Here is a 26,189-nt window from a genome sequence, read left to right on the forward strand (position 1 = left end):
CGGATCCGCTCCGTCACGGATCGTTCCGCGGTTCAGAATGCCCCCACCCCGGCGATCGATCATCGATACTTGGCGGTAACGTGCACGATCGGAGCAGGCGCCGAACCCGGAGGTCTGCCAGCGAGCCGGAGAACTCAGCGAAGGGAACGATGTGACCGACATCGAGCGCGTCGGAGTCGTGGGCTGCGGCCAGATGGGCGCGGGCATCGCCGAGGTGTGCGCCCGCGCGGGACTGGACGTGAAGGTCGCCGAGACCACCGGCGAAGCCCTGGAGATCGGCCGTACCCGGCTGTACAACTCCCTGGCCAAGGCCGCCGAGCGCGGCAAGATCACCGAGGAGGAGCGGGACGCCACCCAGGCGCGGCTGAGCTTCACCACCGACCTCGGCGAGTTCGCCGACCGGGACCTGGTGATCGAGGCCGTCGTCGAGAACGAGCAGGTGAAGACCGAGATCTTCCAGGTGCTCGACCAGGTGGTCACCCGGCCGGACGCGATCCTGGCCTCCAACACCTCCTCGATCCCGCTGGTGAAGCTGGCGGTCGCCACCTCCCGCCCGGACCACGTGGTCGGCGTCCACTTCTTCAACCCGGCCCCGGTGCAGAAGCTGGTCGAGCTGATCCCGGCGCTCACCACCTCGGAGGGCACGCTCAGCCGCGCCCAGGTCTTCACCGAGAAGGTGCTCGGCAAGCACGCCATCCGCGCCCAGGACCGCTCGGGCTTCGTGGTGAACGCGCTGCTCGTGCCGTACCTGCTGTCCGCGATCCGGATGTTCGAGTCGGGCATCGCGAGCCGCGAGGACATCGACAACGGCATGGAGATGGGCTGCGCCCACCCGATGGGTCCGCTGAAGCTGTCCGACCTGATCGGCCTGGACACCATCGTCTCCATCGCCAACTCGATGTACGCCGAGTACAAGGAGCCGCTGTACGCCGCTCCCCCGCTGCTCCAGCGCATGGTGGAGGCGGGCCGGCTCGGCCGGAAGACCGGCTCCGGCTTCTACACGTACGGCTGATTACGAAGAGCGACGCCCGCGGGCCCGGCACCGGATTTCGGTGCCGGGCCCGTCTGTTTCACACACCGTGTGCGCGCCGGGCACGCATATGCCCGCCACACACGCTCCCCACGTGCCCACCAGGCGAGTTGACTCATCATGCGCATGCAAGGGATGCGGAACCATCCATTTCGACCACCGAAAGGAGCGGACCTGTGACCGCCGAACCGGAGCATCCCGTGGTCCATGGAGAACTCGCAGAGTTACGGCGCCGCCTCGACGTGGCCTACGCCCGCGTCGAGGGAGGACTGGCGCTGCTGCGTCACCGTACCGAGGAGACCGCCAAGGAGCTGGACGAGCTGAACACCCGGATGGCCTCGCTGGAACACGCACGCTGGCCGCTGCCCTCGCTCGCCGCGCTGACCGCGCTCGGTGCGCTGGTGGTGACGGTCTGGCAGGCGCTGGCGACCCACTAGCCGCCGGCTCACCGGCCTTCGGCGAGCCTGAGGTGGTGCAGCAGGAGTAACGCGGCCGCCATGTTGGCGGCCGGGACCTCCCCACGGGCGATCAGGTCGGGGACGACTTTCAGGGGGACCCATTCCCGCCGGTCCGACTCGAAGTCGTCCACGGGGTGCCCGACGTACTCACCCCGGTCGGACCAGTAGACGTGGTGCCGGGCGTCGGTGAGGCCGTTGGACGGCTCCACGCTCATCAGGTGGTGCAGGGGCCCCGGCCGCCAGCCGGTCTCCTCCTCCAGCTCCCGGGCCGCCGCGCTCGCGATGTCCTCGCCGTCCTCGACGACGCCCGCGGCCAGTTCCCAGCCCCAGCTGTCGGTGATGAAGCGGTGCCGCCACAGCAGCAGCACCTCGTTCGCCTCGTTGACCACCGTGGCCACGGCCACGGGGCGCAGCCGGATCAGGAAGTGGTCGAGATGCCGGCCGTCCGGCAGCTCGACATCCGCGAGATTGACGCTGAACCAGCGGTTTTCATACACGGTTTGTTCGCTTTGTTTCGTCCACTGCACGGTTCTGCCACCTTCCGCCGAGTAAGTGGCAATATCGCAGCAGGGACGGTGTGCCCACAGGGGGCCTACAGCGGTACGCGCAGTGCCCCGTCGATGAGTTCGGCGGCTTCGGCGGTGCCGGCCGAGCCGCAACGCACCAGGTGCTCGCGCACCGCGCGCAGTCGGTCGCGCAGCCGCTGGGACTCCATTCCCCGTGCCTGCTCCGCCATCTGCACGGCGGTGGCGACGGCCTTGTCGGCGTTGCCCTGGCGCAGTTCGATGGTGCTGAGCATGGCCAGCCGGTGCACCCGTCCCCGGTCGTGGGCCGGGTTGTCGACGGCCGCCGCCGCGTGTTCCCGGGCGGCGGCGAGTTCCCCGAGGCTCAGCAGCGCCTCGGCCACCTGCACATTGACCAGGCCCGGCTGTACGTAACCGGTCTCGTCGGGCTCGTAGCCCCGCCGGATCCGGTCGGCTGCCGTCTCCGCCCGCCGGATGCAGGACAGCGCGCTGCCGCTGTCCCCGAGGTGCGCGTACGCCTTGGCCTGCATCGCGTACAGGTCGGAGGCGAGCGCCGGGGTGATGTGCCGGCCGGCGGCACGCAGCGCGGCCTCGGCGAAGGCGACGGCCTGCCGGTACTCCCGCATGAACAACGACTGGTTGACCAGCAGTGCGATGACGTACGCACCGAGGCCCCGGTCGCCGCTGGCCTTGGCCAGCCGCAGCGCCTGGTGGAAGTAGCGCTGGGCGAGTCCGTGCGCGTCGGAGTCGTACGCGCAGATGCCCGCGATCGCCACCAGCCCGCCCGTGGCCCGGTGCAGTTGACGGCCGGTGGCATCGGTGTAGCTGCCGCGCAGCAGCGGCGCGGCCTCGGCGTTGAGGAACCCGACGATCCGCGTCCGGGTCGCGATGCCGCCGGCCTTGCGGTACATCTGCTCGTAGTGCGTCCGGGCGGCGCGCAGCATCTCGATGTCGGCCGTGGTGACCGGGTGCCGGCCGCCCCGGGAGACGTCGACGTCCTCGGGCGGGTTCTCCCACTCCCACACCGGCATCACCGCGGGGGTCCCGGTGACGGCCGGGGCGCCGAGCACATGGGGCCGCTGCTGTTCGTCCGAGCGCCACAGGGCGGTGGCCCGCTCCACGAACCCGCCCAGCGAACCGGCGTGCGGGGTGCTGGGCTCACCGGGCACGCCGAGCCCGATGTCGTCGAGCGTGACGGGGCGTTGCAGCCGTGCCGCGAGCACCTCGCAGATCAGGTCCGGGACCTGGCCGCGGGGCCGCTGGCCCTTCAACCAGCGCGCCACGGCGGTGTGTTCGTACCGCAGCGCGAGTCCGCGTCTGCGGCCCGCCTGGTTGACGTGGGCGGCGAGACCGGCGTGCGAGATGCCCGCCTCGTCCAGGATGGCGTCGAGCAGGGTGTTGGGCTGCATGGGATGCCCCCCGAGTGGCCTGGTGCGGTCAGCGTAGTGGCACTCCGTTCACACGGGGTGTGAACGGAGTGCCCGTATCCGGGGCGTACGCGCGCTGTTGCGGAGCGTGTCCATCCGGTTGACTGAGATGCCTCGCAAGAGGCCGGCCAAGCCGCCGGCTCCCCCTCGAACGACGGCGGCTTGGCCGGGGCCGACAGGGCCTGGGGCCTCTCGTTCGGCTCACGCCGGGCTCGCGGGCCCTGGCATCGCTCCCTGATCCGGCCTGATCCAGACGAAAGACCCTAGCGGTACGTCGTCGGCTGCGGGTGCGTGGCGGCCGGGCGCGCGGCTCCCGAGGAGTTGCAGGGCGCCCCTCTCCGGCCGTTGCGCAGCACCAGTACCGCGACGTCGTCCGTGGTCCTGCCGACCGTGTGGCGCAGGAGGCCCGTGAAGACGGTGCGCAGGACCGCCTGGGGCGAGACCGGATGGTCACGTACGGCCTCGCGCAGGGCTTCCGGCAGCGGGAAGAACCGTCCCTGGCCGTCCCGCGCGTCCTCGGCACCGTCCGTGAAGAGGACCAGCGACTCCCCCGGATCCAGTCGGCCGCAGGACAGCACCTCCAGCTCCGTCGGCAGCGGGAACGGACCCAGCGGCGGAAGGGGGTCCCCGCCGGTGAGCTGCTCGACCGCGGTTCCCCTCAGCGCATACGGCCACGGATGGCCGCAGTTGAGGACACGCAGGTCGCCGTCCCCGCCGATCTCCATCAGGAGCACGGTGACGAACTCCTCGGCGACCGGGTGGTCGAGGTCGGCGGAGCCGTTCGCGGGGTGCTCGGCGCGGGCGCGTTCGCGCAGGTGGCGGGCGAGGGCGCGGTCCAGTCTGCGGAGCACGCGGTCGAGTCCGGGTTCGTCGTGGGCGGCCTCGCGGAAGCTGCCGAGGAGGGCGGCGACGGTACCGAGGGCGGCCAGACCGTGCCCCCGTACGTCCCCCATCACCACCCGGACCCCGTGTTCCGTGGCGATGGCCTCGTACAGATCGCCGCCGACGCTCGCACCCCGGTCGGCGGAGAGCTGGGCGGCGGCGACGTCGATCCCGTCGAGGCGTGGCGGCAGCGGACGCAGGACGACGTCCTGCGCGGCGTTCGCCGCCCGCCGGGCGAGCCGCAGCTCTCGCAGCAGGGAGCGGCGGACATGGACTATGAGGCCGGTGCCGACGGCGAAGAACACGGCACTGGTGACGATGCGGGCCCCGAGCCCGTTCTGCTGGGCGAGCGGACAGCCGAACTTGTAGCCGACCGCGACGGCTCCCCAGACCGTGGGCAGTACTGCCACCCGCCCGGTGGGCGCCCGTGCCTTGATGCGGATCATGCCTCTGGTCCCCCATATGGGCCTGACAGAGGAATCGGACCGGCCCCGAAAGGCCGGTCCGATTCTGTCGACGGCATGACCCGGGCGGCGAGGATCACCCTCACTTCCCACCCGAACGAGTGAGCTTCCGCCGGTCAACCCGCATTTATGCGGCTGGCGGAGGCGTTCAGCCCCGGAGCACCGCGCCGGTCCGCTCACCCGCGAGGGCGACCGCCGCGTCCCGCGCGGCCGAGGCCTCGTCCACGGTCAGCGTGCGGTCGGCGGCCCGGAACCGCAGCGCGTACGCGAGCGACTTGCGGCCCTCCCCGAGCTGCTCGGCGTTCTCGTACACGTCGAACAGCCGGATGGACTCCAGCAGCTCACCGGCACCCTCACGCAGCGCCGCCTCGACCTCCACGGCCGGGACCGGCTTGTCGACGACGAGGGCGACGTCCTGCGTGGCGACCGGGAACGTGGAGATGCCCGGCGCCTGCGGAACGCCGTCGCCCACCGCCTCCAGGGCGTCCAGGTTCAGCTCCATCGCGCACGTGCGCTCGGGCAGCCCCAGGGCCTTGAGGACCCGCGGGTGCAGCTCGCCCGCATGACCCACGACCTGCTCCGCGCCGTCGGCGACGACCAGCAGCTCGGCGCACCGGCCGGGGTGCCACGGACCGTACTGGCCCTTGCGGACGACCAGTTCGGCACCGGCTTCCCGGGCCACGGCACGCCCCGCCTCGACCGCGTCGGCCCAGTCGGCCGGACGGCCCTTGCCCCACCAGCCGGCCTGCTCACGGGCGCCGGCGAGGACGACGGCCACGTGCCGGGGCTGCTCGGGCAGCGCGGCGTTCAGCGCGGCGATCTCCTCGTCGGTGGGACGCCGGTCGACGGGCAGGTGCGTGGCGCCGCGCGACTCCTCACGCGGCAGGAAGACCAGCCCGGTCTCGAACAGGGCGAGGTCGTGCGAGCCCCGGCCGTCGTTGCGCCGCAGAGCGCCGAGCAGGCCCGGCAGCAGCGTCGTGCGCAGCGCCGGCTCCTCGTCGCTGAGCGGGTTGACCAGCTTCACGACGCGGCGGGCCGGGTCGCCGGCCTCCAGCCCGAGCTGGTCGAAGACCTGCTCGCTGACGAACGGGTAGTTCGGCGCCTCGACGTAGCCCGCGCCGGCCAGCGCCCGGCCGACCCGCCGGTGCAGCCGCTGGCGGTGGGTCAGGCCGCGGCCCGAGGGCGGCTTGGGCAGCGTGGAGGGCAGGTTCTCGTAGCCCTCCAGACGGATGACCTCTTCGGCCAGGTCGTTCGGGTCGACCAGGTCTGGACGCCAGGACGGCACGGTGACCAGCAGCTCGTCCTGCCCGTACACGTCGCAGCCGACCTGCTGGAGACGGCGTACGACCGTCTCCCGGCCGTAGTCGACGCCCGCGACCTTGTCCGGGTGACCGGCCGGGAGGGTGATGGTGTGCGGGGCCGAGGGCGCGATGATCTCGGTGACGCCGGCCTCCGCCGTGCCGCCCGCGAGGAGGACCAGCAGGTCCACCGTGCGCTGCGCGGCGGCAGCGGCGGCCTGCGGGTCGACGCCCCGCTCGAACCGGCGGGACGCCTCGGAGAGCAGCTTGTGGCGGCGGGCCGTCCGGGCGATGGAGACGGCGTCGAAGTGCGCGGCCTCGATGACGACGTCGGTCGTGCCGTTGACGCCGTCCTCGGTCAGCTCGTGGTCGGCGATCTCCGTGTTGGCGCCGCCCATCACCCCGGCGAGGCCGATGGGACCGCGCTCGTCGGTGATGACCAGGTCCTCGGCGTGCAGCTTGCGCTCGACGCCGTCGAGGGTGACGAGCTTCTCGCCCTCCTGCGCGCGGCGCACGCCGATGGTGCCCTGGACCAGGGACCGGTCGTAGGCATGCAGCGGCTGGCCCAGCTCCATCATCACGTAGTTCGTGACGTCGACGGCGAGCGAGATCGGGCGCATGCCGACCTTCTGGAGCCGGCGCTGGAGCCAGATCGGGGAGCGTGCCTCGGGGCGCAGGCCGGTGACCGTGCGCGCGGTGAAGCGGTCGCAGCCGAACGGGTCGGAGACCTGGACCGGGTAGCCGTAGGCGTTCGGCGCGGGGACGTCGATCAGGGCGGGGTCGCGCAGCGGCAGGCCGTAGGCGATGGCGGTCTCGCGCGCGACACCGCGGATGGACAGGCAGTCGCCGCGGTTGGCGGTGACGGCGATGTCCAGGACCTCGTCGACCAGTTCCAGCAGCTCGATGGCGTCCTTGCCGACCTCGGTCTCCGGCGGCAGCACGATGATGCCGTGCGTGCCGTCGTCGCCCATGCCCAGCTCGTCGCTGGAGCAGATCATGCCGTGGGACGTCTTGCCGTAGGTCTTGCGGGCGGAGATGGAGAAGCCGCCGGGCAGCGTGGCGCCGGGGAGGACCACGACGACCTTGTCGCCGACCTGGAAGTTGCGGGCGCCGCAGACGATCTCCTGGGGCTCACCCGTGCCGTTGGCCTGGCCGACGTCGACGGTGCAGAAGCGGATCGGCTTCTTGAAGCCCTCCAGCTCCTCGATGGTCAGCACCTGGCCGACGACCAGGGGGCCCTTGAGGTCGGCGCCGAGCTGCTCGACCGTCTCGACCTCCAGACCGGCCGAAATCAGCTTGGCCTGGACGTCACGGCCGGTCTCGGTGGCCGGCAGGTCGACGTACTCCCGCAGCCAAGAAAGCGGGACCCGCATCAGATCTCCATCCCGAACGGCCGGGTGAACCGGACGTCACCCTCGACCATGTCTCGCATGTCCTCGACGTTGTGGCGGAACATCAGCATCCGCTCGATGCCGAACCCGAAGGCGAAGCCGCTGTACTTCTCCGGGTCGACGCCGCAGGCGGTGAGCACCCGCGGGTTGACCATGCCGCAGCCGCCCAGCTCGATCCAGCCCTCGCTGGAGCAGGTGCGGCAGGGCCGGTCGGGGTTGCCGACGGACTCGCCCTTGCAGACGTAGCAGAGCATGTCCATCTCGGCGCTCGGCTCGGTGAAGGGGAAGAAGTTCGGCCGCAGCCGGGTCTTCATGCCCTCGCCGAACAGCGACTGGACCATGTGGTCCAGGGTCCCCTTGAGGTCGGCCATGGTCAGGCCCTCGTCCACGGCGAGCAGCTCGACCTGGTGGAAGACGGGCGTGTGCGTGGCGTCCAGCTCGTCGGTGCGGTAGACGCGACCCGGGCAGATCACGTAGACCGGCAGCTCACGGTCGAGCAGGGAGCGGATCTGGACCGGCGAGGTGTGCGTGCGCAGCACGACGCCGGACTCGGCGCCGCCGTCGGGCCCCTGGACGAAGAAGGTGTCGGCCTCACCGCGCGCCGGGTGGTCCGGGCCGATGTTCAGGGCGTCGAAGTTGAACCACTCCGCCTCGACCTGGGGGCCCTCGGCGACCTCGTAGCCCATGGCCACGAAGATGTCCTCGATGCGCTCCGAGAGCGTGGTCAGCGGGTGGCGGGCGCCGGCCGGGACGCGGTCGTACGGCAGCGTGACGTCGACGTCCTCCTCGACCAGCACGCGGGCGTCCCGTTCGGCCTCAAGCTCGGCCTGGCGGCCCGCCAGGGCCTTGTTCACGGCGCCCCGGGCCATGCCGACGCGCTTGCCGGCGTCCGCCTTGGCGTGCGGGGGCAGGGCGCCGATCTCGCGGTTGGCGAGGGCCAGCGGGGAGGCGGGGCCGGTGTGGGCGACCTTGGCCTCGTGGAGCGCGTCCAGGGAGTCCGCGGCGGCGAAGGCGGCGAGCGCCTCGTCCCGCATGCGCTCGATCTCTTCCGGTTTCAACGCCTCGACCTCGACAGGGTCGTACGACTTATTGGGTGCCGACATCTCTTCCCGTGCTTCCGATTGGCTGGATGGTCCCCGTGACCGACTCTGCGTACTGGCCTGTGAAGGACACAAAGGTGCCAAAGGCCGAGTCTAACGGGGTGGAGGTGTGCGAATGCGCCCGTGGGCCGTCAGGCGAGATACGCCGGGGCCGCCACGGGCAACGTAAATCGGAACTCGGCGCCGCCGCCGGCGGCCCGGCCGACCGTGATCGTGCCGCCGTGGGCCTCCACGATGCCCTTGACGATGTACAGCCCGAGGCCCGTGCCGCCGCGCTTGCTGCCCCGCCAGAAACGGGTGAAGACGCGGTTCATGGACTCCTCCGGGATGCCGGGCCCCTCGTCGCTCACGGTGACCGACGTGCCGGTCTCCTCGCCCTCGCGCGGGGACGGCGTGGGCGTGACGTCAATGGTGACGGTTCCCTCGCCGTGCCGCACGGCATTTTCGATGAGGTTGCTGAGCACCTGGTCGATCTTGTCGGGGTCGGCCCACAGCGCGGGCAGCGGCTGCTCGATGCGGAGCAGGAAGCGGTCGGCGCGCTGGCCGGCCGCCACGTAGGCCTGGATGTGCCGGGAGACGGCGGCTCCGATGTCGACGGGCTGGCGGCGCACCTCCAGCCGCCCGGAGTCGATCCTGGAGATGTCCAGCAGCTCGGCGATGAGGCGGGTGACCCGGTCCGCGTCGGCGTCGACGGTCTCCAGCATGAGCCGCTTCTGGTCGTCGGTGAAGCGTTCCCACTTGGCGAGCAGGGTGGCGGTGAAGCCCTTCACGGAGGTGAGCGGGGAGCGCAGCTCGTGGGCGACGGTGGCGATCAGCTCGGCGTGGCTGCGCTCGGTGCGGCGGCGGGCCTCGGTGTCCCGGAGGGAGACGACCACGCTGCGCACCGGCCCCAGTGGTTCGTCGCGCACGTAGCGGGCGGAGACCAGTACCTCGCGGCCGCCGGGCAGCAGCAGATTGCGCTCCGGCTGCCGGACCCGGATGGCGAGCCCGCCGTACGGGTCGGTGAGCTGCCACCAGCGGCGCCCCTCCAGGTCCTCCAGGGGCAGCGCCTTCTCCAGGGACTGTCCGACGGCGTCGGCGGGCCGCACCGCGGTGATCCGCGCGGCGGCGGCGTTGAAGCAGGTCACGCGGCCGTGTTCGTCGGCGACGACGAGGCCGTCGGGCAGCTGGTCGGGATCGACGCCGGAGCCGGCGCACCGGGACGCGGGCGCGCCCCGCGCGTCCCGTCCTTCCGGCGCGGTGCTCGTGCCGGCCACACTCATCCCCGTACCCCACCTCTCAGACGGCGCAGGGCCCCGCGCTGGTCACCCTACTAGCTCTCGGTGACGGAGCGGCACCCTCCGGAGGCGCGCTGTGCACGGGCCGACGCGTAGAGACATACGGCGGCGGCGGTGGCGAGGTTCAGGCTCTCGGCCTTCCCGTGGATGGGGACGCGTACGACGGCGTCGGCGAGGGCGCGGGTCTCCTCGGGCAGGCCCCAGGCCTCGTTCCCGAACACCCAGGCGGTGGGGCCGCCCATCGTGCCCTTGTCCAGCTCCTCGTCCAGGTCGCGGTCGCCGGCCCCGTCGGCGGCCAGGACGCGCACCCCGGCCTCCTTCAGCGCGGCCACGGCCCGCTCGACGGGAACGCCGACGGCGACGGGCAGGTGGAAGTGCGAGCCGACGGAGGCCCGGACGGCCTTGGGGTTGTACAGGTCCACGGAGGCGTCGGTGAGGACCACGGCCTCGGCGCCGGCGGCGTCGGCGCAGCGCAGCACGGTACCGGCGTTGCCGGGGTCCCGCACATGGGCGAGGACGGCGACCAGTTTCGGCCGGGCGGCGAGGATGTCCTCGAACGGGGTGTCCAGGAACCGGCAGACGCCGACCAGGCCCTGCGGGGTGACGGTGGTGGAGATGTCGGCGATGACCTCTTCGGTCGCGAGGTGCACCCGGGCGCCGGCGTCACGGGCCGCGCCGATGATGTCGGCGTACCGCTCCGCGGCCTCCACGGTCGCGAACAGCTCGACGAGGGTCGGGACGCCGTCGACCCGGTGCCCGGCCGCCTCCCGAACGGCCTGCGGCCCCTCCGCCAGGAACAGCCGGTCCTTCCCCCGGAAGTTCCGCTTGGCCAGCCGCCGCGCGGCGGAGACACGGGTGGAACGGGGGGAGATGAGCTCAGGGGTGGGCATCCTCTAGGTCACCTTCAGCGAATTTCAGCGTGCAGCGGGTCAGGCGCCCCGCAGGGGCGCGGGGAACTGCGCGAGCGGCCACGACGGACCCGCACTCGAACGACGGCCGACCCGGCAACGACAGGACCCGCAAGCCATACAGCCTGCGGGTCCTACAGTGAGCGTCGGCTCAGAGCCAGCGCAGCGTCACGCGGCCTTGGGGGCGTTCACGTCCGACGGCAGCGCCTTCTGCGCGACCTCGACGAGCGCCGCGAAGGCGCTCGCGTCGTTCACGGCCAGCTCGGCCAGGATCTTGCGGTCGACCTCGACGTTCGCGGCCTTCAGACCCTGGATGAAGCGGTTGTAGGTGATGCCGTTGGCGCGGGCAGCGGCGTTGATGCGCTGGATCCACAGCTGACGGAAGTCGCCCTTGCGCTTCTTGCGGTCGTTGTAGTTGTAGACCAGCGAGTGGGTGACCTGCTCCTTGGCCTTGCGGTACAGGCGCGAACGCTGACCGCGGTAGCCGGAAGCCTGCTCCAGGATCGCCCGGCGCTTCTTGTGGGCGTTGACTGCCCGCTTGACGCGTGCCACTTGTTAACTCCTTGTAGCGGGGTCGTGGTGGTACTCACACGACCCGGAATCGATTCGGTCCCGGTCCCGACGCACGGCGCTCAGAGCGCCGCCGCGTCACTTGCCGAGAAGCTTCTTGATCTTCGCGGCGTCGCCCGGGGCCATCTCGGCGTTGCCGGTGAGGCGACGCGTGACGCGGGACGACTTGTGCTCAAGCAGGTGGCGCTTGCCGGCGCGCTCACGGAGCACCTTGCCGGAGCCGGTGACCTTGAAGCGCTTGCTGGCACCGCTGTGCGACTTGTTCTTCGGCATAGCGCCGTTATCTCCTCGTCGGTGGCGCTCCGGTGCCCGGTCGTGAAACCGGGCACGATGGAGCGTCGCTCTCTTCTTTCGGTTACATCCTCGGGGACGTACGGGGACGTACATCCCCCGGGATCACGCCTCGGCCGGCTCCTCGGACGGTGCCGCGGCCTCGGCAGGGTTCTGCGACTTGCCGGGATTCGCCTTCGCCTCGGCCTTGCGGGCCTCCTGCGCCTGGCGGGCCTCGGCCATCGCCTCGGTCTTCTTCTTGTGCGGACCGAGGACCATGATCATGTTTCGGCCGTCCTGCTTCGGGTTCGACTCCACGAAACCGAGGTCCTGGACGTCCTCCGCGAGCCGCTGCAGCAGTCGGTAGCCCAGCTCGGGGCGGGACTGCTCGCGACCACGGAACATGATCGTGATCTTGACCTTGTCGCCCTGCTTGAGGAACCGGACGACGTGACCCTTCTTGGTGTCATAGTCGTGCGGGTCGATCTTCGGCCGGAGCTTCATCTCCTTGATGACCGTGTGCGCCTGGTTCTTGCGCGCCTCACGGGCCTTCATGGCCGACTCGTACTTGAACTTCCCGTAGTCCATGAGCTTGCACACGGGCGGACGGGCGTTCGCCGCGACCTCGACCAGGTCCAGGTCGTACTCCTGCGCAAGCTCCAGTGCCTTCGCGAGCGGCACGATGCCGACCTGCTCGCCACTGGGACCGACAAGTCGCACCTCGGGAACGCGAATCCGGTCGTTGATGCGGGGCTCGGCGCTGATGGATCCTCCTCGGTAGCACCACACGGCGGTCTGGCGGACAGCCGCGTAACGTCTCTTTTCGTTAGACCTAACCGCGCCGAAGCACAAAAAATGCCCCGGACGATCACAGGCGGGGCTCCAAACAACCGGAGCACCGCCGCGATGTCGCGGGGCGCGCTTTCGGGCGACTCCATCGTCCGTACGGAACGATGGGGGCCGCCTGACCGGATGACCCGCCGTCCCGGGGGACGGTCAGGTGGGAGATCGGAGCCTCCACTTGTGGGCCGGACTCAATCATGTCCAGCCGGTCGTCCTTCAGATTAGCAGGGTCGCTTGACAAGGGCGAATTCAGGGGCGCCGGGCGCGACCACCTATGGTGTGGGGCATGAGTGACACCCCTGCCGAGTCTGCTGAGTCTTCAGAGGTCCCCGACTTCGACGCGATGACCCGGGACATCGCCGAGGTCCCCGCCGTCGAGGTGATCGTGACGGTCGCCGTCAACCTGATGAGCGCCGCCGCCGTGAAGCTCGGGCTGAGCGAGGAGGGCGAGAAGTACAAGGACCTGGACGAGGCCCGCAAGCTGATCACCGCGCTCGCCGGTCTGCTGGACGCGAGCGCGACCGAGATCAGCTCCTTCCACGCGGCTCCGCTGCGTGACGGCCTGAAGTCGCTCCAGCTCGCCTTCCGCGAGGCGTCGATCGTCCCGGACGAGCCGGGCCAGGGGCCGGGCGAGAAGTACACCGGCCCGGTCTACGGCTGACCCGCTCCCTCACGACCGACCTGATCCTTCACGTACAAGGGCTCGCCCGGAGGCGTGGTCCCGGCCGGCAGCAGTGCCAGGTCGAGACCGCGCACCAGGCGGGCCCGCAGTGTTTCGTCGGCCGCCAGCCGCTCGGCGACCGCGCGGGCGGCCTCGGCGGGCGGCGCGGCCGGGTCGAGGACGAGGGCGAGGGTGCCGTCGGCCTGCCCGGGCCCGAGGTGGGCGCGCAGCACGGCCGGCTCCGCCGCCACCGCCGTACGCACGGCCCCCACCACGGCGGGGTCGGCGAGCGGGTCGATGCTGGTACGGCCCTCGGCGAGGGCGAGCAGCGCCGGGCCGGTCAGCTCGAAGGGCACCGGTCCGGCGAGGTCGAGCACGACCGTGTCGGCCTTCTCGTGCGCCGCGGCCTGGAGTGCCTGGTGCAGGGGTACGGCGACCGGGCGGGCCGCGGGGTCCCAGCGGGCGAGGGAGTTGGTGGAGGTGAAGGCGGGCAGCGCGGTGCGGTCGCCGGCCTTCAGGGTGGGTACGGCCATGTCGCTGGTCTTCTCGCGGCGCAGCCCGTTCTCGTCCTCCTCGACCTCGCCGAGCACGGCGACGACGGGGACCAGCAGACGGGCTCCCCTGAGCGCCTCCAGGACGGGCCCGAGGGCGCTGCGGTCCTCGGCCCAGGCGGCCAGCGCCGCGCTCAGCCGGGGGTCGGCGGAGCCGTCGTCGTCGGAGAAGCCGGGGTCGGGAATGTTCTTGTTCGCCACGGTCCCCGACCCTATAGGGGGGAAGCTGCCGGGCTTGTGCGGGGCCGGAAACCCCGGCGTCACCGCGTTCACAGGAATCTCGGGTTTCCTGACCCGGTTCTGATCTGCGCCCAACAGAGCGCACAGCCCCGGCCCCGAGCATCGCGGCATGGTGTCCTCCAGAGCCCGCCGTGGCCGTCGTGCGCGCCCGTCCCGGCGCCGTGCCTTGCTGTGCACCGCGCTCGCCGTCGTCGCCGTGGGCGGGGTCACCGCCGGCGGCACGGTCTACGTGAAGGGCCGGGCACGGGCCGGAGCCGTGGCCGTATCGTCGGCGGCGGCGCCCTCGGTCACCGCCTCGGCCGGGGCCGGAGAGGAGGCGTCCGTGAGGGAGCCGGCCGCGGTGGACCGGAAAGCGGTTCTGAGTGCCGCGATGGCGCGGGTCGAGGTGCCGTCGGGCGCGCGGGTGTCGGCGGCGGTGCTGGCAGCCGGGTCCGGGGAGAGCGCCGTGTACGGCGACGCCTCCTTCGACACGGCGAGCATCGTCAAGGTCGACATCCTGGCCGCGCTGCTGCTCCAGGCGCAGGACGCGGGCCGGCGGCTGACGGCGCAGGAGCGGGCGTACGCCACCAGGATGATCGAGAACAGCGACAACGCCTCGGCGACGGCGCTGTGGCACACGATCGGGCGGGCGGCCGGGCTGGACGCGGCGAACGAGCGCTTCGGGCTGACGGACACCTCCGGCGGGGAGGGTGAGCTGTGGGGGCTGACCCGGACCACCGCGTCGGACCAACTGGTCCTCCTCCAGCAGGTGTTCGAGGACGACTCGAAGCTGAGCGCGGCCTCGCGGACGTATCTGCAGGGGCTGATGAAGTCCGTCGAGCCCGATCAGCAGTGGGGCGTGTCGGCCGCCGCCGAGGGCAACTCCTGGGCGCTGAAGAACGGGTGGCTGCCGCGCAGCACGACCGGGTTGTGGGACGTCAACAGCATCGGCCGGGTGACGGTGGACGGGACCGACTACCTGGTGGCGGTGCTGTCGGACGGCACGGCGAGCCAGGCACGGGGGATCTCCCTGGTGGAGGAGGCGGCGAAGGCTGCGGTAAGGGCGTTCGGCGACAAATGATCCATCGCTTTCGGCCGTGAAGGATCCAGTGGCCGGCAAGCAAATGATCTAGCCTGCAAGGGACTTGACGATGAGCAGGGCGGACGCCGGCTGATTCTTTGCCGAGCCGGCGTCCGGCCGCGGAAGGAGCCCAGTGCCTCCCGTACGCCCCACTCGCCGATCCCTCATAGCCGGTGGCCTCGGAGCCGTCGCAGCCGTCGCCGTTCCCCTGTCGGCTCCCGGACACGCCTCGGCGGCCGGCCTCATCCCCATCCGGCTGGCCGGACCGACCGGGCCCGCGCCGGTGGGCGCCGTGGAGCTGCACCTGGTCGACCGGTCGCGGGCCGAACCCCGGTCGGACACGGGAGAGCCGCGTGAGCTGATGGTGACCGTGCACTACCCGGCCGCCGCCGTACGTGGTCACGCGCCGCTGCCGTGGCTGCCGCCCGGTGCCGAGCGGGCGGTGAAGGCCCGCTTCGGCGGCGCGGTGGACGGCTACGCGCTGCCGTGGACGCACAGCGCGGACCGGGCGCCGGCCAGGCCGGGCCGCCGGCCGGTGCTGCTGTACTCGCCGGGCTACACCTCGGACCGCACGTTCAACACCCTCGTCGTCGAGGACCTGGTGTCCTGGGGGTACGTGGTGGTCACGGTGGACCACCCGTACGACTCGGGGGAGGTGGAGTTCCCCGACGGCCGCGTCGTGACCCGCCCCGAGCCGGATCCGGCCGGCCGGGCGGAGGCGGTCGCGGTGCGCGCCGACGACCTGCGGTTCGTGCTCGACCAGCTGGCCGTGGTGAACCGGGGCGGCAATCCCGACGCACAGCGGCGCCCGCTGCCCCGCGGTCTGTGCGGGAGCCTGGACCTCACGCGGACCGGCGCCTTCGGGCACTCCCGGGGCGGTGCCGCGTCGGCGGCCGTCATGTACCGGGACGAGCGGGTGCGGGCCGGCATCGACCTGGACGGCGCGCTGTACGGGCCGGTGGTCGAGCACGGTCTCGACCGGCCGTTCCTGCTGATGGACACAGCCGTGCACGACGGCATGGACCAGGACCCGACCTGGCACCCGTTCTGGGAGCGACTGCGCGGCTGGCGCCGCTGCCTGCGGCTCGCGGACGCCGACCACAACTCCTACACGGACCTCGTGGCCATCGCGCCCCAGGTCCCGGAGGTGGTGCGGCAGCAGTTGCAGGCCGGCACGATCCCCGCCGACCGGGCGGTGGCGGCCGTACGGGCCACGGTGCGGGCCTTCTTCGACCTCCAGTTGCGAGGCCGCCCCGACACCAGGCACCTGCTGGACGGCGCCGCACCGCGCTACCCGGAGATCGGGTACATCGCCGGATAGCGGCTCAGGCCGCGTGTCGGCGACCCCGACACAGCATCACCCCGGCCACCAGCAGGACCCCGCCCGCGCCTCCCGCGAGCGGTGCCGCCCAGTCGGAGGGGCCGCTCGTGGCCCTGGGGGTGTCCGGGCCGGCGCCGAAGTACTTCTCGCCGTAGGACGCGGCCTTCAGGCCCCGGGGTTCGACCCGGGCGGCCGCCCTCAGGGCCGCCGCCGGGTCGATCATGCCGAAGCCCCGCGAGTCGTCCCGGCCGCCGACCGGGGCGTCCCGCGCGGTGTCCTCCAGGAGCTTCTTGATCTGGGCGGGGGAAAGGCCGGGGTGGGCGGCCTTGACCAGGGCCGCCGCGCCGGAGACGAAGGCCGAGGCGGCGCTCGTGCCCCAGCCCGCGTAGTACTTGTGGTCGGGGTCGGCGATGACGACGTCGACACCGGGCGCGCTCACGGCCGCGTACCAGCGGCGGGTGGAGAAGGCGGCGCGGGTGCCGTACTTGTCCACGGCGGTCGCGGCGATGACGCCCGGGTAGGCGGCCGGGTAGGAGACGTGGTCGCCCTTGTCGCCGCCGTTGCCCGCGGAGGCGACGACGACCACGCCCTTCTTCAGTGCGTACTGCACCGCCTCGTCCTCGCCGGGTTCGGGATGCGCCGAGTTCGAGTCGTCGCCGAGGGAGAGGTTGATGACGTCGGCGCCGTGGTCGGCGGCCCAGCGGATGCCGTCGGCGAGGGCGCCGCCGCGGGTGGTGCGGGCCTTGGCGCGGGCGGGGTCGCCGTCCTCCAGGATCACCCGGACCGGCAGGATCTTCGCCTCGGGGGCGACGCCCATGACGCCGTCGGTGCCGCCGGGACCGTGGCCGTGCCCGGCGATGATGCCGGCCATGGCGGTGCCGTGCCGGGCCCAGGTGCGGTCGCCGGGTCCGGCGCCGAAGCCGATCATGTCCTTGTCGGGCAGGACGTTGCCGTCGAGGTCCGGATGGCCGGCCTCGACGCCGGTGTCGAGGACGGCGACGGTGACGCCCCGGCCCTTGGTGGTCCGCCAGGCATCGTCCAGGTGCAGGGCGGTGAGGCCCCACTGCTGGGCGCGGATGCCGTCGGCGTGGGCGGCGGCGGACGGCAGCAGGGCGAGGGGGACGGCGAGCAGCAGGCTCACCGCCGCCTTGGCGGCGTGCTGGGCCGGGTGCTTCATGAAGGCTTCTCCGTGGCCGTGCCGACGGTCTTGCGCAGGCGCCGTTCGATGCGGTCGGCCAGGCCCTGGGCCTCGTTGCCGAGGCCGGCCTGGGCCGGTGCCGTGGTGGCACCGGAGCGGACGGCGTCGGCGGCGGGTTGGGGGGTGTCGACGGTACGGCCGTCGGCCCAGCCGGAGACGGCGTAGGCGACGACGGGGGCGTCGGTGAGGACGGAGACGGTCCACGAGGCCCGCTGCCGGTCGCCGAAGCCGGCGGCGGCCGTGCCGGCGGCGGCGTACGGCCGGGGCATCAGGTCGGCGCGGCTGTCTAGGTGTTCTTCGCGGAAGCGGGCGGCGAGCGCGGACATGGCGGCGGGGTCGGCCTTGGTGAACAGCAGGCCGACGGTGGTGACGTAGGTCTGGGTGGCGTCGGTGTAGGTGGCGCGCAGCAGCCGCTGGCAGCCGACCGGGGCGAGGGCCTTGTGCAGCAGCGGGTCGAAGGCGTGGGCGCAGCCGCTGTCCCGGGCGACGGCGATCCTGGTCCAGGTGCGGTCGGCGCCGCCCGGGCCGGCGCCCGTGCCCTCGACGGTGGGCGGGAACAGTTCGTCCACGGGCACGCTGTGCCAGAGGGTCCGGGCCGTGCCGAAGGCGTTCCCGGCGCCGTCCGCCCCGCCGTCGCCGGTGAGCCAGGTGCCGGTCGCTGCACCGCCGATGAGCCCGAGCCCGAGCACCAGACAGGCAGCGGCGGCGACGGTGCGCGCCCCGACCCGGGGACGCGCCCGCCTCCCGGACCCCCCGAACCCCTCGGGCTCCCCGAACGACACGCGCGGCCGCCCGTCGGTTCCGGCCCCCCAGGAGTGGGCGGGGTCGGGCGCGGGGCGCACGGGGTGAGCGGGAGCCATGGGGGACCAGGCCCCGGCCACGGCCTGATCGCTCACCGGCCCAGGCGGCGGGACGACACCCCCACGGGGTTCCGCTGCCTGCCCGGACGCGGACACCCCACCCATGCGAGGAGCCTCTGCCCGCCCGGACGCGGACACCCCACCCATGCGAGAAGCCTCTGCCCGCCCGGACGCGGACGCGTCACCGGCACGGGGACTGCCTGCCTGGCCAGGCGCGGACACGCCACCCAAGCGGGGGTTTCCCATCTGGCCCGGCAGCGGCACGCCACCCGTACCGGGATCCGCTGCCGGCCCGGACGCGGACACACCACCCGCACGGTGATTCGCTGCCGGCCCGGACGCGGACACTCCACCCGCACGGTGATTCGCCGGCTGCCCGGACGCGGACACCCCACCCGCACGGTGATTCGCCGGCTGCCCGGACGCCGGTGCGTCACCGGTGCGGCGGCCCGTCGGGGCTCCCGGGGAAGCGGCCGAAGCGGGGCCGGTGGGTACCGAGTCGGGGTGTCGGGGAGCGGGTGCCGGAGAGCGGGGGGAATCCGGCGTACGCGAGGACACCGGCGGAGTCGGGGACGTCGGCGCAGGCGAGGTCGACGGGCGGATCGGACGCAGTCGTGCCGTCGTCTCCGACGGGTTTTCGGCGAAGGTGCCCTGTCCCCCGGGCTCCCTGCCCGGGCGGAGCCGGGACGTGCCGGTCTCCGCGGCCGGCCCAGCGGGGGTCGCCGAAGGCGTCCGGGCCGGTGCGCCGATGGAGCCCGTGCTCGGCGGGGCGTCGGGGAACCGGGCCGAGGCGGGCGGCGGGGGCGGGCTCACGGCCGCGGGGGCCTCGGGTACGGCCGACGGGCGCGGGCGGTGGGCGCGCGGGACCGCGTCGGGTGCGGGCCGTGCACCACGCGGGGTGAAGACCGACGGCTCCTCGTCGGGGTCGTCGTCCGGTCGTGGCGGCGTGGACGGCGTGGGCGGGCGCTGGGCCGGGGGCCCCGGGGGGGTCGACGGGCGACGCGGGACCGGGGCGTGGCGGGCTCCCGTGCTCATGCACCCCCCGTTTCCTCGTGCCCGGGCCGTCTCCTCGTACGCGGGCCGCTGTCGCTGCTCGGCCGCGCCCGGTGCGGAAACTCCTTCCGGGCACGCATACCCGTACGGCCGGACCGGCATCCCGGTTCATGTGGTGGCCGGGCGGGTTCCGCCGTACGTGCGCGTCACTCTACGGGTTGTCCGGGAGAGAGGGAGAACCAGTCCACGCGCCGGGCGGCATCTGCCCGGAACGTCCCCCTACCCTGCGGTAATCCTGTCTGGCAGGCTTCCGTCATGACTGCGCGCGCCGCCGACCGGGCCCGTTACGACCGGGCCACCGCCCATCTCGACGCCCCTCTCGCGATCGTGGACCTGGACGCCTTCGACGCCAACGCGGACGACCTGGTCCGCCGCGCCGGGGACAAGCCCGTGCGGGTCGCCAGCAAGTCGGTCCGCTGCCGGGCCCTGCTGGAACGCGTCCTGGCCAGGGACGGCTTCCAGGGCATCATGTCGTTCACCCTGGACGAGTCGCTCTGGCTCGCGCGTTCGGGGTTCGAGGACATCCTGCTGGCCTATCCGTCGGCGGACCGGGCCGGGTTCGCGGAACTGGCCGCCGATCCGAAGCCGGCCGGTGCCGTCACGGTGATGATCGACGATCCGGCGCAGCTGGACCTCATCGACGCGGCCCGCGACGGCGGACGTGAAGTCGTGCGGGTCTGCCTGGAGTTGGACACCTCGCTGAAGCTGCTCGGCGGCCGGGTCCGGGTCGGGGCACGGCGTTCGCCGCTGCACTCCCCCGCCCAACTCGCCGACCTGGCACGGTCCGTGGCCCGGCGGCCGGGCTTCCGGCTGGTGGGGATCATGGCGTACGAGGGGCACATCGCCGGAGTCGGGGACGCGGTCGCCGGGCGGCCCCTGCGCTCGCGGGCGGTCCGGCTGATGCAGGCCACCGCCCGGCGGGAGCTGGCCGAGCGGCGGGCCGCGGTCGTCCGGGCGGTCCGGGCGGTCGCCCCGGACCTGGAGTTCGTCAACGGCGGCGGCACCGGCAGTGTGCAGCACACCGCCGCCGAGGACGCGGTGACCGAGATCGCGGCCGGCTCGGGGCTGTACGTGCCGCGTCTGTTCGACAACTACACGTCCTTCACGGGCCGTCCGGCCGCCCTCTTCGCCCAGCCGGTGGTCCGGCGGCCCGGGGTGGGCGTCGTCACCGTGCTCGGCGGCGGCTACCCGGCCTCCGGCGCGGCCGGCCCCGACCGGCTGCCGGTGCCCTACCTGCCGGAGGGCTTGAGGTACGACCCGCAGGAGGGCCCCGGCGAGGTGCAGACCCCGCTGCTCGGCTCGCCCGCCGACGATCTGCTCATCGGCGACAAGGTGTGGTTCCGCCACGCGAAGGCGGGCGAGCTGTGCGAGCGGTTCGACACCCTGCACCTGATCGAGGGGGACACGGTGACGGCCGCCGTGCCCACCTACCGGGGTGAGGGGCGTACGTTCCTCTGAGTCCGCTGGGCCGCCCTACAGCGGCGTGACGTAGGCGCCGGCGATCCCGCCGTCCACCAGGAAGTCGGTGGCGTTGACGAAGGAGGAGTCGTCGCTGGCCAGGAAGGCGACGGCGGCGGCGATCTCCTCCGCCTCGGCGAACCGCCCGACCGGGATGTGGACGAGCCGGCGCGCGGCCCGCTCCGGGTCCTTGGCGAACAGCTCCTGGAGCAGCGGGGTGTTGACCGGGCCGGGGCACAGCGCGTTGACCCTGATGCCCTCCCGGGCGAACTGCACGCCCAGCTCGCGGGACATGGCGAGGACGCCGCCCTTGGAGGCCGTGTAGGAGATCTGGGACGTGGCCGCGCCCATCCGCGCCACGAAGGACGCGGTGTTGATGATGGAGCCCTTGCCCTGGCGGCGCATGTAGGGGAGGGCGGCCTTGCAGCACAGGTAGACGGAGGTGAGGTTGACCTCCTGGACGCGCTTCCACGCCTCCAGCCCGGTCTCCAGGATGGAGTCGTCGTCGGGCGGGGAGATACCGGCGTTGTTGAAGGCGACGTCGACACTGCCGTAGGTGTCGTACGCGGCCCGGAACAGCGCCTCGACCTGCTCGGGGTCGGTGACGTCGGTCCTCACGAAGAGCCCGCCGACCTCGTCGGCGGCGGCCTTGCCGCGCGTCTCGTCGACGTCCGCGCAGACGACGTGGGCGCCTTCGGAGGCGAGCCGGCGGGCGCCGGCGAGTCCGATGCCGCTGCCGGCTCCGGTCACGACGGCGGTACGGCCGACCAGGCGGCGGCAGACACTGTTGTCGGTCACGCTGTTGTCGGTCACGGTGCGGGGACCTCCGTGCTGAGGAAGACGTTCTTGGTCTCGGTGAAGGCGGTCAGGGCGTCGGGGCCGAGTTCCCGGCCGAGGCCGGACTGCTTGTAGCCGCCGAACGGGGTCCAGTAGCGGACGCTGGAGTGGGAGTTGACGGACAGGTTGCCCGCGCGGACGGACTGGGACACGCGCAGGGCGCGGCCCACGTCCCGGGTCCAGATGGAGCCGGACAGACCGTAGGGGGTGTCGTTGGCGAGGCGGATCGCGTCCTGCTCGTCGGTGAAGGGCAGCAGGACGGCGACCGGGCCGAAGATCTCCTCGCGGGCCGCCGGGCTGTCGTGCCGCTCGCCGGTGAGCACGGTCGGCGGGAACCAGAAGCCGGGGCCGTCGGGGGCCGTGCCGCGCAGGGCCGGGGCGTCGTCGGGGACGTAGGACCGTACGCGCTCCAGCTGCCGGCCGGAGATGAGCGGGCCCATCTGGGTCTTCTCGTCGGCCGGATCACCCACGACCACGGCGGCCAGCGCGTCGGCGAGCAGGGCGCGGGCCTCGTCCAGCACCGTCTCCTGGACCAGGACGCGGGTGCGGGCGCAGCAGTCCTGGCCGGCGTTGTCCAGGAAGGAGAAGGGGTCGAGGGCGGCCTTGAGGTCGGCGTCGGCGAAGACGATGTTGGGGCTCTTGCCGCCGAGTTCGAGGGTGACCGGTTTGACCAGGCGGGCGCAGCGCTCCATGACCTCGCGGCCGGTGCGGGTGGAGCCGGTGAACACGATCTTGGCGACGTCCGGGTGGTCGACCAGGGCGCGTCCGGCGATGGCGCCGTAGCCGGGCAGCACCTGGAAGAGGTGCTCGGGCAGGCCGGCCTCCAGCGCCAGCCCGGCCAGGCGGAGCGCGGTGAGCGGGGTGGTCTCGGCGGGCTTGAGGAGGACGGCGTTCCCGGCCGCGAGCGCCGGGAAGGAGCCCCAGGCGGCGATCGGCAGGGGGAAGTTCCAGGGGGCGATGACGCCGATGACGCCCAGCGGTTCCTGGAAGGTGACGTCCCAGCCGCCGGGGACCGGGATCTGTCTGCCGACCAGGCGCTCGGCGCCGCCGGCCGCGTAGAGGAGCAGGTCGCGGGCGTTGCCGGCCTCCCAGCGGGCGTTGCCGACGGTGTGGCCGGCCTCGCGGACCTCCAGCTGGGCGAGTTCCTCGGTGTGGGCGTCGACGACGTCGGCGAAGCGGCGCAGCAGCCGGGCCCGGTCGGCGGGGGCCAGGGCGGCCCACCGGGTCTGGGCGCGGGCGGCGCGTACGACGGCGGCGTCGACGTCCTCGGCGGTGGCGGCGGGGACGGTGGCGACGACCTCCTCGGTGGCGGGGTCGAGGACCGTCAGCTCGTTCGGGTCGGACACGTGGTGACCTCTCACAGGCGTTCGAAGGAGCGGCGCAGCTCCCAGTCGGTGACCGCGGCGTCGAAGGCCTCCAGCTCGACGCGCGCCATGTTGCGGTAGTGGGCGACGACCTCGTCCCCGAACGCCGCCTGGGCGATCGGGCTGTTCCCCCACAGCTCGGCGGCCTCGCGCAGAGTGGTCGGCACCTGCGCGTAGTCGGCGGTGTAGGCGTTGCCGGGGCAGGGCTCGGGCAGCTCCAGCCTGTGCTCGATGCCGTACAGACCGGCCGCGACGAGCCCCGCGACGGCCAGGTGGGGGTTCACGTCCCCGCCGGGGAGGCGGTTCTCGAAGCGCAGGGAGCGGCCGTGGCCGACGACGCGCAGGGCGCAGGTGCGGTTGTCGTGGCCCCAGGCGACGGCGGTGGGGGCGAAGGAGCCGGGCTGGAACCGCTTGTAGGAGTTGATGTTGGGGGCGTAGAGCAGGGAGAAGTCGCGCAGCGCGGCGAGCTGTCCGGCGAGGAAGTGCCGCATCACCTCGGACATGCCGTCGGGTCCGGCCATCGCGTTGGCGCTGTCGGCGTCGGCGAGCGAGAGGTGGATGTGGCAGGAGTTGCCCTCGCGCTCGTTGTACTTGGCCATGAAGGTGAGCGAGACGCCCTCCTGGGCGGCGATCTCCTTGGCGCCGGTCTTGTAGAGGGCGTGCTGGTCGCAGGTGCGCAGGGCCTCGTCGTAGCGGAAGGCGATCTCGTGCTGGCCGGGGTTGCACTCGCCCTTGGCGGACTCGACGGTGAGGCCGGCGCCGGCCATGTCGTTGCGCAGGCGGCGCAGCAGGGGCTCGATGCGGCCGGTGCCGAGGATGGAGTAGTCGATGTTGTACTGGTTGGCGGGGGTCAGGCCCCGGTAGTTCGCGTCCCACGCCTGCTCGTAGCTGTCCTTGAAGACGATGAACTCCAGCTCGGTGCCGACCTGGGCGGTGTAGCCGTGCTCGGCGAGCCGGCCGAGCTGGCGGCGCAGGATCTGGCGGGGGGCGGCGACGACCGGGGAGCCGTCGTTCCAGGCGAGGTCGGCGATGAGCAGCGCGGTGCCGGGGTGCCAGGGGACGCGGCGCAGGGTGGACACGTCCGGGTGCATCGCGAAGTCGCCGTAGCCGCGCTCCCAGGAGGACATCGCGTAGCCGTCGACGGTGTTCATCTCGGTGTCCACGGCGAGCAGGTAGTTGCAGCCCTCGGTGCCGTGGTGCAGGACCTCGTCGAGGAAGAAGCGGGCGGCGAACCGCTTGCCCTGGAGGCGCCCTTGCATGTCGGGGAAGGCCAGGACGACAGTGTCGATCTCACCGCTCGCGACCAGGGCGTGCAGTTCCTCGACGCCGAGCGGGGGTGTGCGGTCTGCCACGGAGAGCCTCCTTCGGCGCCATCGCGCTTCTTCGGCCGGGCCGGGAGCCATAAGGTATTGCCGCGAACCAATGCTTGGGAAGGGGGTGGGCCCGGATGTCGCGGGAGACGGATGCGCGGACGGTGGCGGACCGGCTCGCTCCGGTGCTGCGGCCGGTGCGGGCGGGCAACGGCTTCGAGGAGGCGCTGGAGCAGGTCCTCCAGGTCGTACGGCTCGGTCTGGTGCCGGCGGGCGAGCGGCTGCCGGCCGAGCGGGAGCTGGCGGAGCGGCTCGGCATCAGCCGGGTGACGCTGCGTGAGGTGCTGAAGGTGCTCCAGGACCAGGGCCTGGTGGAGGCGCGGCGCGGGCGGTACGGCGGAACGTTTGTGCTGCCGCGCCCGGACGCCGGCGGCGAGGACGAACTGCGGCGCCGGATCGCCGAGGTCGACATCGAGGACGTGCTGCGCTTCCGCGAGGTGCTGGAGGTGGGCGCGGCCGGGCTGTGCGCGGCGCACGGGCTGACGGCGGAGCAGGCGGGGCGGCTGCGGGAGGCACTGGACCGCACGCACGAGGCCCCGCTGACGGACTACCGGCGGGCGGACACGCTGCTGCACCTGACGCTGGCCGAGCTGTGCGGTTCGCCGTCGCTGACCGCGCAGTACGCGGCGGTCCGGGCCACGGTCAACGACCTGCTGGACTGCATCCCGCTGCTGGTGCGCAACCTGGAGCACTCCCAGCGCCAGCACGCGGCGCTGGTGGAAGCGGTGCTGGACGGGGACGCGGACGGGGCGCGGGAGATGACGCGCGAGCACTGCGCGGGTACGGCGGCGCTGTTGCGGGGATTTCTGGGGTGAGCGCTCCGCAAAGGTAATCGGATGAACCTTTGATGTCGAGGAGGGCAGCATGACCGTACGGCCGCTGATCGGCGTGAGCACGTATCTGGAGTCCGGCGCGCGCTGGGGGGTGTGGGAGTTGGACGCGGTGCTGCTGCCGGCCGGCTATCCGCGGCTGGTGCAGCGGGCCGGCGGACTGGCCGCGCTGCTGCCGCCGGACGCGCCCGGACACGCCGGGGCGGCGGTGGCCCGGCTCGACGGGCTGGTCATCGCGGGCGGCCCGGACGTCGACCCGGCCCGGTACGGCGCCGAGCGCTCGCCGCGCACGGGGCCGCCCGCGCCGGAGCGGGACGCCTGGGAGCTGGCGCTGATCGACGCGGCGCTGGCGGCGGGCGTGCCGCTGCTCGGGGTGTGCCGGGGCATGCAGCTGCTGAACGTGGCCCTCGGCGGCACGCTCGTCCAGCACCTGGACGGGCACGCGGAGGTGGTGGGCGCCTTCGGCGAGCACCCGGTGAAGCCGGTGCCGGGGACGTTGTACGCCGGCATCGTGCCGGAGGAGCTGACGGTGCCGACGTACCACCACCAGGCGGTGGAACGGCTCGGCGAGGGCCTCGTCCCGTCGGCCTATGCGGCGGACGGCACGGTGGAGGCCGTCGAACTGCCTGCGGAGCGGGGGTGGGCGCTGGGCGTGCAGTGGCATCCGGAGATGGGCGAGGACCCGCGCGTGATGGCGGCGCTGATCACCGCCGCGGGCTGACCGCCGTTCCGCTTCCGGCCGCGTGTTCCCCGCGGGTTCACGGTGGCTGGCCGCGCAGCTCCCCGCGGGTCAGGGCTGACCGCCGTTCCGCATCCGGCCGCCTGTTCCCCGCCGGCCCCCGGTGGCAGGCCGCGCAGCTCCCCGCGGGTCAGGGCTGACCGCCGTTCCGCATCCGGCCGCCTGTTCCCCGCCGGCCCCCGGTGGCAGGCCGCGCAGCTCCCCG

The 26,189-nt window shown here is 72.9% G+C and carries 24 protein-coding genes; 8 read left to right on the forward strand and 16 right to left on the reverse strand.

Features of this window, described 5'->3' with window-relative positions:
• The first annotated feature begins 151 nt into the window (after nt 1-151).
• Together ACH4LD_RS13370 and ACH4LD_RS13375 are read left to right on the forward strand one after the other, a co-directional pair.
• The gene (locus ACH4LD_RS13370; RefSeq protein WP_398055807.1) at nt 152-1,012 is read left to right on the forward strand and encodes a 3-hydroxybutyryl-CoA dehydrogenase; all 861 of its coding nucleotides are present in this window, start codon (nt 152-154) and stop codon (nt 1,010-1,012) included.
• Nucleotides 1,013-1,206: 194 nt separating this feature from the next.
• A complete protein-coding gene (locus ACH4LD_RS13375; RefSeq protein WP_103812434.1) occupies nt 1,207-1,467 on the forward strand; it encodes a hypothetical protein in 261 nt (86 codons plus the stop codon).
• An 8-nt stretch (nt 1,468-1,475) separates the two neighbouring features.
• Here ACH4LD_RS13375 and ACH4LD_RS13380 read toward each other — a convergent pair whose 3' ends face one another.
• From ACH4LD_RS13380 to infC, 10 genes are all read right to left on the reverse strand, one after another.
• On the reverse strand, nt 1,476-2,015 hold the full coding sequence (locus ACH4LD_RS13380) for an NUDIX hydrolase (RefSeq protein ID WP_103812433.1): 540 nt from the start codon (nt 2,013-2,015) through the stop codon (nt 1,476-1,478).
• Between the two features lie 65 nt (nt 2,016-2,080).
• Nucleotides 2,081-3,421: a transcriptional regulator gene (locus tag ACH4LD_RS13385; RefSeq protein WP_132786488.1), complete on the reverse strand. Its 1,341-nt coding sequence runs from the start codon at nt 3,419-3,421 to the stop codon at nt 2,081-2,083.
• 281 nt (nt 3,422-3,702) lie between these two features.
• Nucleotides 3,703-4,767, reverse strand: a complete 1,065-nt coding sequence (locus ACH4LD_RS13390) for a PP2C family protein-serine/threonine phosphatase (RefSeq protein WP_132786487.1) — start codon at nt 4,765-4,767, stop codon at nt 3,703-3,705.
• Between the two features lie 166 nt (nt 4,768-4,933).
• Nucleotides 4,934-7,456 (reverse strand): phenylalanine--tRNA ligase subunit beta, encoded by a 2,523-nt coding sequence (pheT, locus tag ACH4LD_RS13395; RefSeq protein WP_398055806.1) that lies wholly within the window; start codon nt 7,454-7,456, stop codon nt 4,934-4,936.
• Nucleotides 7,456-8,577 (reverse strand): phenylalanine--tRNA ligase subunit alpha, encoded by a 1,122-nt coding sequence (gene pheS, locus ACH4LD_RS13400; protein WP_103812429.1) that lies wholly within the window; start codon nt 8,575-8,577, stop codon nt 7,456-7,458. The genes pheT and pheS overlap by 1 nt, the downstream gene beginning before the upstream one ends.
• 128 nt (nt 8,578-8,705) lie before the next feature.
• Nucleotides 8,706-9,836 carry an ATP-binding protein gene (locus ACH4LD_RS13405; RefSeq protein ID WP_132786485.1) on the reverse strand — a complete coding sequence of 377 codons (1,131 nt, stop codon included), beginning with the start codon at nt 9,834-9,836 and terminating at the stop codon, nt 8,706-8,708.
• A gap of 50 nt (nt 9,837-9,886) precedes the next feature.
• The gene (locus ACH4LD_RS13410) at nt 9,887-10,741 is read right to left on the reverse strand and encodes a TrmH family RNA methyltransferase (protein ID WP_398055805.1); all 855 of its coding nucleotides are present in this window, start codon (nt 10,739-10,741) and stop codon (nt 9,887-9,889) included.
• 186 nt (nt 10,742-10,927) lie between these two features.
• A complete protein-coding gene (gene rplT, locus ACH4LD_RS13415; protein WP_014671645.1) occupies nt 10,928-11,311 on the reverse strand; it encodes a 50S ribosomal protein L20 in 384 nt (127 codons plus the stop codon).
• Between the two features lie 96 nt (nt 11,312-11,407).
• Nucleotides 11,408-11,602, reverse strand: a complete 195-nt coding sequence (gene rpmI / locus ACH4LD_RS13420) for a 50S ribosomal protein L35 (RefSeq protein WP_004933563.1) — start codon at nt 11,600-11,602, stop codon at nt 11,408-11,410.
• 123 nt (nt 11,603-11,725) lie between these two features.
• On the reverse strand, nt 11,726-12,388 hold the full coding sequence (gene infC, locus ACH4LD_RS13425; protein WP_132786483.1) for a translation initiation factor IF-3: 663 nt from the start codon (nt 12,386-12,388) through the stop codon (nt 11,726-11,728).
• Between the two features lie 340 nt (nt 12,389-12,728).
• Here infC and ACH4LD_RS13430 point away from each other — a divergent pair, with 340 nt between their 5' ends.
• Nucleotides 12,729-13,103, forward strand: a complete 375-nt coding sequence (locus ACH4LD_RS13430; RefSeq protein ID WP_132786481.1) for a DUF1844 domain-containing protein — start codon at nt 12,729-12,731, stop codon at nt 13,101-13,103.
• Here ACH4LD_RS13430 and ACH4LD_RS13435 read toward each other — a convergent pair.
• Nucleotides 13,094-13,855, reverse strand: a complete 762-nt coding sequence (locus ACH4LD_RS13435) for an SseB family protein (RefSeq protein WP_398055804.1) — start codon at nt 13,853-13,855, stop codon at nt 13,094-13,096. The two genes, ACH4LD_RS13430 and ACH4LD_RS13435, sit on opposite strands and share 10 nt — an antisense overlap.
• 148 nt (nt 13,856-14,003) lie before the next feature.
• On the opposite strand from ACH4LD_RS13435, the gene ACH4LD_RS13440 reads away from it, so the two are divergent.
• Both ACH4LD_RS13440 and ACH4LD_RS13445 read left to right on the forward strand, forming a co-directional pair.
• Nucleotides 14,004-14,954, forward strand: a complete 951-nt coding sequence (locus tag ACH4LD_RS13440; RefSeq protein WP_398055803.1) for a serine hydrolase — start codon at nt 14,004-14,006, stop codon at nt 14,952-14,954.
• A 133-nt stretch (nt 14,955-15,087) separates the two neighbouring features.
• Nucleotides 15,088-16,275, forward strand: coding sequence for an alpha/beta hydrolase family protein (locus ACH4LD_RS13445; RefSeq protein ID WP_398055802.1), 1,188 nt, complete (start codon nt 15,088-15,090; stop codon nt 16,273-16,275).
• A gap of 4 nt (nt 16,276-16,279) precedes the next feature.
• On the opposite strand, the gene mycP is transcribed toward ACH4LD_RS13445, so the two are convergent.
• Together mycP and ACH4LD_RS13455 are read right to left on the reverse strand one after the other, a co-directional pair.
• Nucleotides 16,280-17,452 carry a type VII secretion-associated serine protease mycosin gene (gene mycP / locus ACH4LD_RS13450; RefSeq protein ID WP_398055801.1) on the reverse strand — a complete coding sequence of 391 codons (1,173 nt, stop codon included), beginning with the start codon at nt 17,450-17,452 and terminating at the stop codon, nt 16,280-16,282.
• A complete protein-coding gene (locus tag ACH4LD_RS13455) occupies nt 17,449-18,369 on the reverse strand; it encodes a hypothetical protein (RefSeq protein WP_398055800.1) in 921 nt (306 codons plus the stop codon). The genes mycP and ACH4LD_RS13455 overlap by 4 nt, the downstream gene beginning before the upstream one ends.
• Before the next feature lie 1,272 nt (nt 18,370-19,641).
• On the opposite strand from ACH4LD_RS13455, the gene ACH4LD_RS13460 reads away from it, so the two are divergent.
• Nucleotides 19,642-20,844 (forward strand): amino acid deaminase/aldolase, encoded by a 1,203-nt coding sequence (locus tag ACH4LD_RS13460; RefSeq protein ID WP_398055799.1) that lies wholly within the window; start codon nt 19,642-19,644, stop codon nt 20,842-20,844.
• Between the two features lie 15 nt (nt 20,845-20,859).
• Here ACH4LD_RS13460 and ACH4LD_RS13465 read toward each other — a convergent pair whose 3' ends face one another.
• Genes ACH4LD_RS13465 through ACH4LD_RS13475 form a run of 3 tightly spaced genes read right to left on the reverse strand, consistent with a single transcriptional unit; the run spans nt 20,860 to nt 24,397 of the window.
• Nucleotides 20,860-21,642 carry a 3-oxoacyl-ACP reductase gene (locus ACH4LD_RS13465; RefSeq protein WP_398055965.1) on the reverse strand — a complete coding sequence of 261 codons (783 nt, stop codon included), beginning with the start codon at nt 21,640-21,642 and terminating at the stop codon, nt 20,860-20,862.
• An 11-nt stretch (nt 21,643-21,653) separates the two neighbouring features.
• Nucleotides 21,654-23,027 (reverse strand): aldehyde dehydrogenase family protein, encoded by a 1,374-nt coding sequence (locus tag ACH4LD_RS13470; protein WP_398055798.1) that lies wholly within the window; start codon nt 23,025-23,027, stop codon nt 21,654-21,656.
• Nucleotides 23,028-23,038: 11 nt separating this feature from the next.
• Nucleotides 23,039-24,397: a glutamine synthetase family protein gene (locus tag ACH4LD_RS13475; RefSeq protein WP_398055797.1), complete on the reverse strand. Its 1,359-nt coding sequence runs from the start codon at nt 24,395-24,397 to the stop codon at nt 23,039-23,041.
• 95 nt (nt 24,398-24,492) lie between these two features.
• On the opposite strand from ACH4LD_RS13475, the gene ACH4LD_RS13480 reads away from it, so the two are divergent.
• Both ACH4LD_RS13480 and ACH4LD_RS13485 read left to right on the forward strand, forming a co-directional pair.
• Nucleotides 24,493-25,230 (forward strand): FadR/GntR family transcriptional regulator, encoded by a 738-nt coding sequence (locus ACH4LD_RS13480; protein ID WP_398055796.1) that lies wholly within the window; start codon nt 24,493-24,495, stop codon nt 25,228-25,230.
• A 49-nt stretch (nt 25,231-25,279) separates the two neighbouring features.
• Complete coding sequence (locus ACH4LD_RS13485; protein WP_398055795.1) at nt 25,280-25,966, forward strand: gamma-glutamyl-gamma-aminobutyrate hydrolase family protein; 687 nt, start codon at nt 25,280-25,282, stop codon at nt 25,964-25,966.
• Nucleotides 25,967-26,189 lie beyond the last annotated feature (223 nt).

The sequence above is a fragment of the Streptomyces sp. NPDC017676 genome, assembly GCF_044329325.1.
In the GTDB taxonomy this organism is placed as follows: domain Bacteria; phylum Actinomycetota; class Actinomycetes; order Streptomycetales; family Streptomycetaceae; genus Streptomyces.